Here is a 12,846-nt window from a genome sequence, read left to right on the forward strand (position 1 = left end):
AAGTAAATTCATTATCTGCTACATTTAAATAATAAGTCTTCCCATCTTCTATCAACTTCCTTCTGGAATTTCTCAATAAGATGTTCATTTTCAGGCTTAAATAAATGTTTGAATCTGCCCTGTGGTCTCAAAAAGTCTTCAATTGGAAGTCTGTTCTTTGGTTCATAGTTAAGAATCCACTTGCCGTCTACAACTTCATATAAAGGCCAATAATTTGTTTCTACAGCTAATCTGCAGATTTCCATAATATCATCTTTCTGATATTTCCAACCTGTTGGACATGGTGCACATACATTTAAGAATGCAGGACCCTCTGTATAAATAGCTCTTTCAGCTTTTGTATGAAGATCCTTAAAGCCTTTGAAATATGTAGTCTGTGCAGCATATGGAACATCATGTGCTGCGATAATTGCCGCTAAATCTTTTCTGTACTGTTCCTTACCATTACACTGACTACCAACAGGTGTAGTTGTTGTATCAGCGTACATTGGTGTAGCTGATGAACGCTGTGTACCTGTATTCATATAAGCACCGTTGTCATAACAAACGTATGTATAATTTGTACCACGTTCCATTGCTCCTGATAATGACTGAATACCTATATCATAAGTACCACCATCACCACCAAAGCAGATAAACTTATAATCATCTTTTAACTTGCCTTTTCTTTTCATCGCCTTGTATGCACCTTCAACACCACTCATTGTTGAACTTGCATTTTCAAAAGCACTATGAATGTAACTGTCTTCCCATGCTACATATGGATACTGGAATGATGATACATTTAAGCATCCTGTTGCACATCCTATAACTGCCTTGTCGCCTTCATGAAGCCCACGAAGTACATTTCTTGCACAAATTGTTGCTCCACAACCGGCACACATTCTGTGACCTGGAGCAAAACGTTCAGGCTTATTCATTGTTTCTTTAAAATTGTAACCCATTATTTTGCCTCCTTATCTCTAAGTCCCATATATCTGTATGTAGGACCGGTCTCACCTGTTTTTGCAATTTCTTCAAGAGTATCATAAACACCTCTCATATCGCCTACAGTAACATCTCTACCACCAATACCATACATAATATTGATAGCTTTTGCAGTACAGCCATTTGTGTACATAGCCTGCATTGTTTCAGCACCTACAGGACCACCGTTTGTTGAAAATGATTCACATCTGTCCATAACTGCAACAGCTTTACACTTCTTAAGTGATGTTGCAATTTCTTCTCCTGGGAATGGTCTAAATGATCTTATTTTTATAATTCCAACCTTTTTGCCAGCCTCTCTCATTTCATCTACAGCTTCCTTTGCTGTACCTGCTGCTGAACCAATAATAACCATTGCATATTCAGCATCATCCATTTTATATTCTTCAATCAAGCCATACTTACGACCTGAAATTTTTTCAAAATCTTTTGCTACATCTAAAATAACCTGTTTTGCATTTTCCATTGCATGAGCCTGTGCTTTTCTTGATTCCATATAGTAATCAGATACAGCATAAGGTCCAACTGCAAATTTTTCTTCAGGATTTAAAAGATAATCAACAGGTTCTCTTTCGCCAACAAATTCTTTTACAGTCATGTCGTCTAAAATTTCCATGTTCATAACTGCGTGGCTTGTAATAAATCCGTCCTGACAAATCATAATTGGAAGCATAACATCTTTATTTTCAGCGATGTTAAATGCCATAACCATGTTGTCGTAAGCTTCCTGATTATCTTCTGCATATAACTGAATCCAGCCTGAATCTCTTGCACCCATTGTATCCGAATGGTCGCAGTTAATGTTCAACGGTCCTGTTAAGGCTCTACAAACTGCTGCTAAAGCAACAGGTAATCTACTTGATGCTGCAACTCCTAAAACTTCCCACATAAATGCAAGACCAGCTGATGATGTAGCAGTTAAAGCTCTTGCTCCTGCTGCTGAGGCTCCCATTGCTGCACTCATTGAACTATGTTCAGATTCTACAGTAATAAACTCTGTGTCAACTAAACCATTTGATACATAGTTTGAAAAATACTGAGGAATTTCAGTTGATGGTGTAATAGGGAATGCCGGAAAAACATCAGGATTAATCTGTCTAAGTGCTGTTGCTACAGCTTCATTTCCTGATAAAAATACTTTCTTATGCATACTATTTCACCTCCATCTTAATTGCATTAAATGGACATGCCTTCACGCATATTCCACAACCCTTGCAATGATCTAAATCTATTGCCTGTCTCTTATAATCCTTTACAGGAATACAGCTGTCCGGACAAACCGGTACACATAAAAGACATTGTTTACATTTTTCTTCGTCAATTACAGGTGCTACACTTGTCCAATCTCCTGTAATAAACTCTCTTGTTGTGCCTGAACCGACAATTGTGTTACCTCTTGTAACATCCTGCCAGGCAACGTCCTGACCTAATTTTGTTATATCTGTCTTTGCCATTATTTAACCTCCCTTAAAGCTGTTCTAAGTGCTTCCATGTTTCCTTTGATTACTTCAGGCTTCTTGGCAAATTTGTGCTTAAATGAGCCTTCCATTTCGTTAAGGAATGTTTCATCTTCAATAACTCCTGTAACTTTTACAATTGCAGCAAGCATTGGTGTGTTAGGGAAGTTCTTTCCTAAAGTATCCATAGCGATTTTCTTTGCATCTACTGTGTATACTTTTCCTTTGTAACCTTTTAAGTGTGGAATAATCTCGTCTTTACTTCTTGATGTATTAATAAGTATTGCTCCATCTTCTCTTAATCCGGCAGTAACATCAACAATTTCTAATAAAGTTTCATCAACAACTACTACATACTGTGGATCATAAATATTTGAATGTACGCGAATTGGGTGGTCACTGATTCTGTCGTAAGCAGTGATTGGAGCTCCCATTCTTTCAGGTCCATATTCTGGAAATCCCTGTGCATTTTTTCCTGTTTTGAAAGCCACTTCTGCTAAAAGAAGGGCTGCTGTTTTGGCACCCTGACCGCCTCGGCCATGCCATCTGATTTCAAGAGTATCTTTCATATTTGTTATTCCTTCTTTACTATTTTTTCGTGTTAATGCATTAAAGTGCATTAATATTAATTATAAGTCAAAGGTTTTGTAGTTTCAACTAGAGATTTGGGAAAATTTAGAATATTTTGTTTATTTTCTCTGATGATTGTTGGTTAAATTAGATATGGAAAGAAAAATACCTTTAAAACAGTTTTTTCTGCTTTAAAGGTATTTTGGGGTTATGTAATTGTGTAACTAAATTTCCTGCATATCGTCATTAAACAATGCCATAATGTTAGACATTCTTGCATCTGTAAATTCTTCATCATCTAAATTACTTGGTCTTACTACTAGTTTTTCATAAAGATATTCTATGCCACCTCTTGCATACGAATTAAACAAATCCATATTTTTTGTATACTGATATTCAGTTTTCGGACTTGTGTCAAAAGCTTCTCTTACTTTTTCTTCTGCCAATGATTCTGCCTTAGTTATTGCATAGTCAGCCTTTAACCACTCGTTATGTATGTTAGTCAGGCTTACATTATCTTTTAACAAATTTTCAAAATAGTCATATACCATATCAACTATAATTAAATCTTCACTTCCTTCTTAAATGGCAGTGATAACTGTTCCTTTTTCCTCGTTTGCAATAAACGTAAAAATACTTCTCTCGTTCTGTGCAACTTTTTCGCTTATGTTAAGGAGACTGTAGGCTGTTAAAGGAAGCATCGGAAAACGACCCTCTGCTACAATTTCCTTATAGTCTTTTTCGGTAAACATACTTTCAAAATATGGTATTTTGTATGACTTTTCTATAATTTCATTATTTACATCATTGTTGTAAATAAAATCTTTAAAACTGTCATCAATCTTGTTAATTGCGTGCTTTATTATTTCAAAATTATTCTGTGCCGATACAAGGAATCTGATTTCCTTTAAACGCCCCTCAACACCTGTAAAGGCGTTAATCATTTCACTTGGCAAGGCACTTCCGTATTCTTTTATGCTTTTGTTAGCAGAAACAAATTTGTCCATGCATTGGTTAAAGCTGTCATAAGAAATTGCATCAGCAAACTTTTCATATTGTTCTCTGACCTTATCTGCATCTTTTTCTTTTAAATCTTTTACGGAAAATTTAATTCGTTCCCCATCTATTAAATATTTATTACCTGCACAATTCCACACTGATGAATTGTCGTATGTTCCTATTTCTTTATCCAATAATATTTCCAATAAAAGTCTTTCTTCAGGAAATACTGGTCTTATATCAGTTGTAATTCTTCTGCCCTTGCTACCACAACACTCACATGTTTTGTCATACAATGGAACTTTGCAGTTTTCACACCAGTATATATCTGATTTTTCAAGTTCTGTTCTATCCCCACAAACCGGACAAACACTACTCTTTGTTCTAATGTTGTCTTTCGTGCATATATATTTAAGCAATATTTCTTCCCCTGTTTTTATAATGTTATTTAAACGATTCCGGTGACACATTCAAATAAGAACATAATTCCAAAAATTCCGATGCTGTAAAAACCACATCGGTCTTAGATAATTTAAAGCCACTAACTCCCGTGTCTTTTGAAATCTGCTCTATTGAAATATTATTCTGTTTTATGTATTCAACTAATTTTTCTGAAACATTATCTTTCTTTTTCATTTATGCCACCATCTGTGTTCTATTAAAAAATAAATGCTCCTATCGTCGCGCTTATTTTTCTGCTCTTTTATAGATTTTATTTTTCTTTTTGCTTTGCAAAAAAAAGCACTTCATGCTTCCAAAAATAAAATTAAGGTATGAGGTAAAAATAAATGCTCCTATCGTCGCGCTTATTTTTCTGCTCATACCTTATTATATTCTCTGTAGTCGAGAATTTCAATCTTTTGTTTCTTGTTTTGAAAGAATAGTTTGACGTAGTTATACGCATCATTTATTATAAGGAAAGAGGTGTTTTTTATAATGAAAAATGAAAATATTGCAAAGGTGCTTAAAGCGTACCGAAGAAGAAACAACTTAACAGTTCACCAGGTTTCTATTTTGCTTGAAAACCAAAATATTAAGGCTGCCGACAAAACTATATATGGCTGGGAAAGTGGTCAGACGCAGCCTAATGCTGATACTTTGCTTACGTTGTGCGACATATATAATATTCACAACATTTTAGGAACTTTTGGTTATAATCGTGATTTAAATTTTAATATAACAAAGCATGAGGAAGAACTGGTTAAGCAATACAGACGCAATCCTAAATTGCAAAAAGCTGTAGACAAATTGTTAGATATTGAGTAATTGTTTTTCTTTTAATACGAGAATTTCAATGGGAAGATTTTAATCTGAATATACATCTTAATGCAAGATTTTCAATATTAAGATTTTAATGTGAATATAAAAATCTCAATATAGGTATTTTAGCAACAGAATATAAACATTTAAAAGAATTAAAACAACGTTTTAGTTCTTTTTTTTCGGCATATTGTGTAAATAGTGTTATAATATTTCTACAACGATTTTTCATATACACTATTCTTATAGTATTTATTTTCAAATTTTTTTATTATACTTGGGAAGGAAATTTTTATCATGAAACGAATAGATTTTGAGAATGGTTCTGTTACAGGAAATATTTTAGGTGCTGCATTACCTATGCTTGTGGCTCAGGTTTTAAGCCTCCTTTACAACATTGTTGACAGAATATATATTGCAAGAATTCCACATGTGGGAACAACAGCTCTTGGTGCTGTTGGACTTTGTTTTCCAATTGTTGTAATTATAACTGCATTTAGCAATCTTTTTGGAAGTGGCGGTGCACCTCTTTTTTCTATTAAACGTGGCATGGGTGACTCAGAGAGAGCTAGAACTATTATGAATACCTCTTTTTCAATGCTATGTGTTAGTGCCTTTCTTATTATGACTCTTGGCATGGTTTTCGCAAAACCTCTATTAGTTATTTTTGGTGCTTCAGAAATCGCCCTAAAATATGCTTATCCATATATGATGATTTATCTTATTGGTACTTTACCATCAATGATTTCAACAGGTATGAATCCTTTTATTAATGCCCAAGGTTATGCCACTACCGGTATGTTGTCAGTTGCCGTTGGTGCTGTATCCAACTTAATATTAGATCCTATTTTTATATTCGTTTTTGACATGGGTATTAAAGGTGCTGCCATTGCAACTGTGATTTCACAGATTTTCTCTGCTTTATTTGTATTTTATTTTCTTGAGAAAAAAGCTGAACTTAAAGTTAGATTTTTAAAAAGAAATGAATTTAGAAACTCCATTGACTACGCAAAAAACATCGTCAGTCTTGGTACAGCAGGCTTTATTATGCAATTAACCAACAGTCTTGTTTCTATTTGTTGCAATCATGTGTTGTCAATTGTTGGTGGAGACGTTTACATTTCCGTTATGACAATTGTGGCAAGTCTCCGTCAGATGATTGAAACACCTATTTATGCAATTAATGAGGGAACTTCTCCTATTATTAGTTATAATTATGGTGCAAAAAGACCAAAGCGTGTCAAAAAAGGCGGTGCTGTTTTAATGACTCTTGTAATTGCATACACAATTGTTTTATGGAGTGTTATTATCATTGCACCCAAATATCTGATACTTTTATTTACATCAGACACTAATTTAATGGCAGATGCAATACCTGCTTTAAAAATGTATTTTGCTGCATTTATTTTTATGGATTTACAATATATAGGTCAGACAATATTTAAGTCTCTTAACAAAAAGAAACAGGCGATCTTCTTTTCTTTATTAAGGAAAGTCATTATCGCAATTCCTTTAACTTACATACTTCCTTTTATGATGAAGCTTGGTCCACAGGGTGTTTTCATTGCGGAGCCAATCTCCAACGTAATCGGCGGTAGCATCTGTTTCACAACAATGCTACTTACAGTATTGCCTGAACTGAAAAAAATGGAAGCCAATTAATTTTGACTTCCATTTTTATATTTATATTTAATACAATATTATTTATATAGATATCTATTTCTATATGTATCTATTTCTGTGTGTATTTTTTTCTGTATGTATATATTTCTGTGTGCATATTTTTCTATATACATATTTATTTTATTTGTTATTATAAATTTCTATGCTATTTTAACACTCTACTCTTGTTTAGCCTCTACCTTTTTCATTTCTGACTTATGCATTCTTCTTGCCAAATAAACAAAAGGTGTATCAAGTAAACTTGTCACAATAAAAATAACATAACTTGATATTACAATATTAAGAATAGTTTTAACGCTATGTACTCCCCAGAAGGCAGCAAAAGTAAATAATAAGTTATTTAAAAACTGAGAAATTAATGTTGAACCATTGTTTCTTAACCAAAGAAATTTTTCCCTTGAGCCAAATTTCTTTTCAGTCCAATCCCACCATTTGTGATATGCCCACACATCAAATTCCTGTACAATTGCGTATACAAGCATGCTGGCAATCATTAATCTTGGTGTATTTGAGAATATTGTTTTCATTGCAGGCATTGCAAAATCTGATTTTGCAGGTGTGTAAAGTAACCACCACTGTGACAAAACTATAAAAAGTATTGATGTAGCTATACCAATATGAACTGCTGTTTTTGCCTCTTTCTTTCCATATATTTCGCTGATAATATCAGTCACAAGGAAAGTTGATGCAAATAGTACATTTCCTAAAGTCATTTCCATTCCAAATGCAATAACTACGATTAAAACTTCAATGTTTGCTGCAATTGTTGCTATTGATGTAAAACAATATAACCCCTGCTTCCCAAACACTTTTAAAAAAATTAGTGTGCTTCCATAAATAATTAAAACTGAAAGTAACAATAAAACTTCATTAGACATAATACTTATCCTCCTCTTTTTTGTAATTTACAGCCATCGCATTAATTTCTCTGCGAGCCGGTATAATGTCTTTATTTTTTCTGTGATTTTATCATCTGCATATTTGCATTTTTTTCACAGCAAAAAAACAATTTATTATTTTCTATTTTTCACCTGTATCTACTCTTTGTTTTCTCCCACTCCGAAATCAGTGTTATTTAACAAAATATCCACTCTTTTATTGTTCTTATACTTAGGATAAACTTCATTCAGAAATTCTTTAATGACTTTTTCATCAGGCTTAACAGGCATACCGTTTTCAATCATAATATTTACACATATACGTTTAAAATATTTAAGCCCTATCTCGATATCATTAATCATGGATTCTGCCGTCTGCCCTGTTATTCCCTGTAGCAAATTTATTTCGTCAAAATATTTAGCAATTTCCTTAGGATTTTTCTCTTCAATTCCTTTTATCAAAATATTTTCCCTTAAATTGTAGTCAAAAGTTTCAAGACCTAATTTAATAATGCATTCTACACCAATGTTTTCAAATTTTTTCTTAAATTCCTTTACATCATCTTTATGCATATAATGACATTCAAAATGAATTGTTTTAATATTTTTCTCTAAACAAATCTTCTTAATTAAAGAAATTGTCTTTTCATCTAAATCAACAAAGCTACCAGAATTAATAACTTCTAATTCATTATAAAGTCCTGTAACCTGCTCTAAAGCTTCTTTGTTAATCTTGTAGTTCGCCTCAATATCCAAACTGCTGTCTAAATGATAATCGCAAAATCTGCACTTACGCCACTTGCATCCATCCCCTACCAGCATAACAATTTCTCTTGAATTTTTATCTTCTATTACTGAGTATCTTACAGGATTAAATCCTTCTACCATAACCTTAAACCTTTCTATCATGCAAGAAAGAATGTCGCTTGCGACATTCTACGCACCGAGTGCCTGTTGCCGCGCAACTATTTTCTTTTCGCACCAGTGTGCATCCCTAGTGGAACGTTTTTCATATAATAAGAAATCACAAAGGAATTTCTTATTATATAAAAAGAGTGCCTCTAGGGCACTCTTTTAAAACCACATGTGTGATTGTCTCCCTAGTTTTATTTATAGACAGGATGGTTTCGAACTGTCTTATTTAATTAGTGTCAGATTAATAATCCTCTACTATTCTTCTGTAACTTCAATTGTTTCAGAAACTTCTAATGTTTCATTTCCTTCTGTATCTTCAGAAACAGCTAAAACTTCTTCGTCTTCTGAAACTGATAAAACTTCTTCGTCTTCTGAAACCTGATTCTTATCAGTGCTTAATTTTACTGAACGATATCTTTCAATACCTGTTCCGGCTGGAATTAACTTACCAATAAGTACGTTTTCCTTAATACCAACAAGTGGATCAACCTTACCGCTAATAGCAGCTTCTGTAAGAACTCTTGTTGTTTCCTGGAATGAAGCCGCTGACAAGAATGAATTTGTAGCAAGTGAAGCCTTTGTGATACCAAGCATAATCTGTGTACCTGTTGCTGGTTCCTTACCTTGTGCTTCAAGTTCTTCGTTTACTTCATTGAAATTAAGAACTTCAACAGTTGTTCCAGGTAAGAATTCTGAATCTCCTGCTGTGTCTACCTTAATCTTCTTAAGCATCTGACGTACAATAACTTCAACGTGCTTATCATTAATTTCTACACCCTGTAAACGGTAAACTCTCTGTACTTCACGAATCATATAATCCTGTACAGCACGAAGTCCCTTAATCTTTAAGAGATCGTGTGGGTTGATACTACCTTCTGTAAGTTCGTCACCTGCTTCAAGCATTGTACCATCAAGGATTTTAATTCTTGAACCATAAGGAATAAGATATGCCTTTGATTCTCCTGTTTCTTCGTTTGTTACAACAACTTCACGTTTCTTTCTTGTTTCTTTAATTTCAGCTCTACCACCGAACTCAGCAATAATTGCAAGTCCCTTTGGTTTTCTAGCTTCAAATAATTCTTCTACTCTAGGAAGACCCTGTGTAATATCATCACCGGCAACACCACCAGAGTGGAATGTTCTCATAGTAAGCTGTGTACCAGGTTCACCGATTGACTGAGCAGCAATAATACCAACTGCTTCACCAACCTGTACTCTCTGGCCTGTAGCCATGTTTGCACCATAACATTTAGCACAAACACCTACATGTGACTTACATGTAAGAATTGTTCTAATCTTAACTTTATCAACACCTGTAGCAATAATAGCTGCTGCTCTCTTAGGTGTAATCATATGATTTGCTTTAACAATTACATTTCCATCTGCATCATACATTGTTTCTGCTGCAGTTCTGCCTGTAATTCTTTCTTCAAGGCTTTCGATAACTTCGCTACCATCCATTAATGATTCAATTTCCATATATGGAATTGCCTTGCCTTCACAACAATCAACATCACGAATAATTAAATCCTGTGATACGTCTACAAGTCTTCTTGTAAGGTATCCTGAATCGGCTGTTCTTAAGGCTGTATCTGACATACCCTTTCTAGCACCATGGGCTGAAATAAAGTATTCCAATACGTCAAGTCCTTCACGGAAGTTTGACTTAATAGGAAGTTCGATAGTCTTACCTGTTGTATCAGCCATCAAACCACGCATACCGGCAAGCTGTTTAATCTGCTTGTCAGAACCACGGGCTCCTGAGTCAGCCATCATAAAGATGTTGTTGTATTTATCAAGCCCACCAAGAAGGGCTGTTGTAATCTGGTTATCGGCTTCCTGCCATGTTTCGATTACTTCTTTGTATCTTTCCTCGTCTGTTAAGAAACCTCTGCGGAAATGCTTTGTAATCTGATCTACTGTCTTTTCAGCTTCTGCTAAGATAGTCTTCTTAGCTTCAGGTACTGTCATATCTGAAATAGATACTGTCATGGCTGCTCTTGTTGAGAACTTGTAACCCATAGCCTTGATGTTATCAAGAACTTCTGCAGTCTTTGTAGCACCATGATTGTTGATTACTTTTTCAAGAATCTGCTTTAAGCCTTTCTTTCCTACGTGGAAATCAACTTCGAACTTAAGGTAATCTTCATCAGTTTCTCTCTTAACAAAGCCTAAATCCTGTGGAAGAATTTCATTGAATAAGCAACGTCCAAGTGTTGTTGAAATAACGCCTTCAACTTCTTCTCCCTTACCGTTAAATACTTTTCTCTTAACTCTAATCTTCTGATGAAGAGAAATATCACCATTTTCATAAGCTAAAATAGCCTGGTTTTCATCACTAAAGTAATGTCCTAAAACGTCAATAGGTTCACATACTACAATTCTGTCTCCAGCGTCATATCTGATATAATCATGTGTACCTAACTTACCTGCATCTAATGCTTCCTTAATTTCTTCTTCTGAACTGTAAAGCTTATCACCTGCCTGTGAGACAATTTCTTCATCCTTAGAATGATCAACCATTTTATCCATTGTTAAATAGTAAATTCCAAGTACCATATCCTGTGAAGGAACCGCTACAGGAGCACCATCTGATGGCTTCAACAAGTTGTTAGGTGAAAGAAGTAAGAATCTACATTCTGCCTGTGCTTCTACTGAAAGTGGAAGATGGACAGCCATCTGGTCACCATCGAAGTCGGCATTGAAGGCTGTACATACTAATGGATGTAACTTAATAGCTCTACCTTCTACTAATACAGGTTCAAACGCCTGAATACCTAATCTATGAAGTGTAGGGGCACGGTTTAACATAACAGGATGTTCCTTAATTACTTCTTCAAGTACATCCCAAACTTCTGTCTGAAGTCTTTCTACCATCTTCTTAGCAGCCTTAATGTTATGTGCTGTACCCTGTTCTACTAATTCTTTCATAACGAATGGCTTGAATAATTCGATAGCCATTTCTTTTGGAAGACCACACTGATAAATCTTAAGTTCAGGTCCTACTACGATAACTGAACGTCCTGAGTAGTCAACACGCTTACCAAGTAAGTTCTGACGGAAACGCCCCTGCTTACCTTTAAGCATATCTGAAAGTGACTTAAGAGGTCTGTTACCAGGTCCTGTAACCGCTCTACCACGTCTACCATTATCAATTAAAGCATCAACAGCTTCCTGAAGCATTCTCTTTTCATTTCTGATAATGATTTCAGGTGCGCCTAATTCAAGAAGTCTCTTTAGACGATTGTTTCTGTTGATAATTCTTCTATATAAGTCATTTAAGTCAGATGTAGCAAATCTACCACCCTCTAACTGAACCATAGGTCTGATATCTGGAGGGATTACAGGAATTACATCCATAATCATCCATTCAGGCTTGTTTCCTGAGCTTCTAAATGCTTCAAACACTTCAAGTCTCTTAACAATCTTAGCCTTCTTCTGACCTGTAGCTTCGAATAATTCAGCTTTTAATTCTTCAGCTTCTTTTTCAACATCGATGCTCTGAAGCAATTCTTTAACTGCTTCAGCACCCATGCCTACTCTAAACTTTCCACCAAATTCTTCATAAGCTTCTCTATATTCTTTTTCTGATAAAACCTGCTTATATTCTAATGTTGTATCCATTGGATCAAGCACTATATACGAAGCAAAGTATAATACCTTCTCTAAAATTCTTGGTGAAATATCAAGGATAAGTCCCATTCTTGAAGGGATTCCTTTAAAGTACCAAATATGTGATACAGGAGTTGCTAAAACAACACAACCCATACGTTCACGACGTACACTTGATTTTGTTACTTCAACACCACATCTATCGCAGACTACACCTTTATATCTGATTTTCTTATATTTACCACAATGACATTCCCAGTCCTTATTAGGTCCGAAAATCTTTTCACAGAATAAACCGTCCTTTTCAGGCTTTAATGTTCTGTAGTTAATTGTTTCCGGTTTTGTTACTTCGCCTAAAACTTCTTTGTCGCCTACTTTTCTAGTAGCCCACTTTCTGATTGTTTCCGGTGAAGCAAGACCGATTTTAATTTTATCGAATGCAAGCTGTTCACTTACGTTTACATCTGCCATGATCAAATCTCCCT

General features: G+C 34.7%; 12 protein-coding genes. 2 read left to right on the plus strand and 10 right to left on the minus strand.

The genetic code is table 11. The features are described 5' to 3' along the window. Positions 1 to 11: 11 nt before the first annotated feature. The 7 genes from DWZ69_RS02690 to DWZ69_RS02720 all read right to left on the minus strand — a co-directional run bounded on the left by DWZ69_RS02690 (position 12) and on the right by DWZ69_RS02720 (position 4,649). A complete protein-coding gene (locus DWZ69_RS02690; protein WP_117998490.1) occupies positions 12 to 944 on the minus strand; it encodes a thiamine pyrophosphate-dependent enzyme in 933 nt (310 codons plus the stop codon). Continuing rightward, positions 944 to 2,137 carry a pyruvate ferredoxin oxidoreductase gene (porA, locus tag DWZ69_RS02695; RefSeq protein ID WP_117998493.1) on the minus strand — a complete coding sequence of 398 codons (1,194 nt, stop codon included), beginning with the start codon at positions 2,135 to 2,137 and terminating at the stop codon, positions 944 to 946. Before porA ends, DWZ69_RS02690 begins: the two co-directional genes overlap by 1 nt. A gap of 1 nt (position 2,138) precedes the next feature. Next, entirely contained in the window at positions 2,139 to 2,441 is a 303-nt protein-coding gene (locus DWZ69_RS02700) for a 4Fe-4S binding protein (RefSeq protein ID WP_022165480.1), read from the minus strand. Further along, positions 2,441 to 3,013 (minus strand): 2-oxoacid:acceptor oxidoreductase family protein, encoded by a 573-nt coding sequence (locus DWZ69_RS02705; RefSeq protein WP_022165481.1) that lies wholly within the window; start codon positions 3,011 to 3,013, stop codon positions 2,441 to 2,443. Before DWZ69_RS02705 ends, DWZ69_RS02700 begins: the two co-directional genes overlap by 1 nt. Before the next feature lie 225 nt (positions 3,014 to 3,238). Next, positions 3,239 to 3,565: a hypothetical protein gene (locus DWZ69_RS02710; protein ID WP_117998496.1), complete on the minus strand. Its 327-nt coding sequence runs from the start codon at positions 3,563 to 3,565 to the stop codon at positions 3,239 to 3,241. 30 nt (positions 3,566 to 3,595) lie between these two features. Then, on the minus strand, positions 3,596 to 4,432 hold the full coding sequence (locus DWZ69_RS02715) for a hypothetical protein (protein ID WP_117998499.1): 837 nt from the start codon (positions 4,430 to 4,432) through the stop codon (positions 3,596 to 3,598). Between the two features lie 25 nt (positions 4,433 to 4,457). Then, the gene (locus tag DWZ69_RS02720) at positions 4,458 to 4,649 is read right to left on the minus strand and encodes a helix-turn-helix transcriptional regulator (protein ID WP_022165483.1); all 192 of its coding nucleotides are present in this window, start codon (positions 4,647 to 4,649) and stop codon (positions 4,458 to 4,460) included. 300 nt (positions 4,650 to 4,949) lie between these two features. Here DWZ69_RS02720 and DWZ69_RS02725 point away from each other — a divergent pair, with 300 nt between their 5' ends. Next, a complete protein-coding gene (locus DWZ69_RS02725) occupies positions 4,950 to 5,279 on the plus strand; it encodes a helix-turn-helix transcriptional regulator (RefSeq protein WP_117998502.1) in 330 nt (109 codons plus the stop codon). Positions 5,280 to 5,570: 291 nt separating this feature from the next. Beyond that, positions 5,571 to 6,935, plus strand: coding sequence for an MATE family efflux transporter (locus tag DWZ69_RS02730; RefSeq protein ID WP_117998506.1), 1,365 nt, complete (start codon positions 5,571 to 5,573; stop codon positions 6,933 to 6,935). Positions 6,936 to 7,114: 179 nt separating this feature from the next. Here the strand turns inward: DWZ69_RS02730 and DWZ69_RS02735 are convergent, their stop codons facing one another. From DWZ69_RS02735 to rpoC, 3 genes are all read right to left on the minus strand, one after another. Next, positions 7,115 to 7,834: a queuosine precursor transporter gene (locus tag DWZ69_RS02735; protein WP_117998510.1), complete on the minus strand. Its 720-nt coding sequence runs from the start codon at positions 7,832 to 7,834 to the stop codon at positions 7,115 to 7,117. Between the two features lie 159 nt (positions 7,835 to 7,993). Beyond that, on the minus strand, positions 7,994 to 8,722 hold the full coding sequence (locus DWZ69_RS02740; protein WP_118436079.1) for a radical SAM protein: 729 nt from the start codon (positions 8,720 to 8,722) through the stop codon (positions 7,994 to 7,996). A 282-nt stretch (positions 8,723 to 9,004) separates the two neighbouring features. Continuing rightward, the gene (gene rpoC, locus DWZ69_RS02745) at positions 9,005 to 12,832 is read right to left on the minus strand and encodes a DNA-directed RNA polymerase subunit beta' (protein ID WP_118436081.1); all 3,828 of its coding nucleotides are present in this window, start codon (positions 12,830 to 12,832) and stop codon (positions 9,005 to 9,007) included. Positions 12,833 to 12,846: the final 14 nt, after the last annotated feature.

It is taken from the genome of Eubacterium sp. AF34-35BH (assembly GCF_003477765.1).
Taxonomy (GTDB): domain Bacteria; phylum Bacillota; class Clostridia; order Lachnospirales; family Lachnospiraceae; genus Eubacterium_G.

Coding starts and splice junctions, on each gene's coding strand:
- DWZ69_RS02705 (WP_022165481.1), bottom strand. CDS start 3,013: ATGAAAGATACTCTTGAAATCAGATGGCATGGCCGAGGCGGTCAGGGT.
- DWZ69_RS02735 (WP_117998510.1), bottom strand. CDS start 7,834: ATGTCTAATGAAGTTTTATTGTTACTTTCAGTTTTAATTATTTATGGA.
- DWZ69_RS02710 (WP_117998496.1), bottom strand. CDS start 3,565: ATGGTATATGACTATTTTGAAAATTTGTTAAAAGATAATGTAAGCCTG.
- porA (WP_117998493.1), bottom strand. CDS start 2,137: ATGCATAAGAAAGTATTTTTATCAGGAAATGAAGCTGTAGCAACAGCA.
- DWZ69_RS02730 (WP_117998506.1), top strand. CDS start 5,571: ATGAAACGAATAGATTTTGAGAATGGTTCTGTTACAGGAAATATTTTA.
- DWZ69_RS02690 (WP_117998490.1), bottom strand. CDS start 944: ATGGGTTACAATTTTAAAGAAACAATGAATAAGCCTGAACGTTTTGCT.
- DWZ69_RS02740 (WP_118436079.1), bottom strand. CDS start 8,722: ATGGTAGAAGGATTTAATCCTGTAAGATACTCAGTAATAGAAGATAAA.
- DWZ69_RS02700 (WP_022165480.1), bottom strand. CDS start 2,441: ATGGCAAAGACAGATATAACAAAATTAGGTCAGGACGTTGCCTGGCAG.
- rpoC (WP_118436081.1), bottom strand. CDS start 12,832: ATGGCAGATGTAAACGTAAGTGAACAGCTTGCATTCGATAAAATTAAA.
- DWZ69_RS02725 (WP_117998502.1), top strand. CDS start 4,950: ATGAAAAATGAAAATATTGCAAAGGTGCTTAAAGCGTACCGAAGAAGA.
- DWZ69_RS02720 (WP_022165483.1), bottom strand. CDS start 4,649: ATGAAAAAGAAAGATAATGTTTCAGAAAAATTAGTTGAATACATAAAA.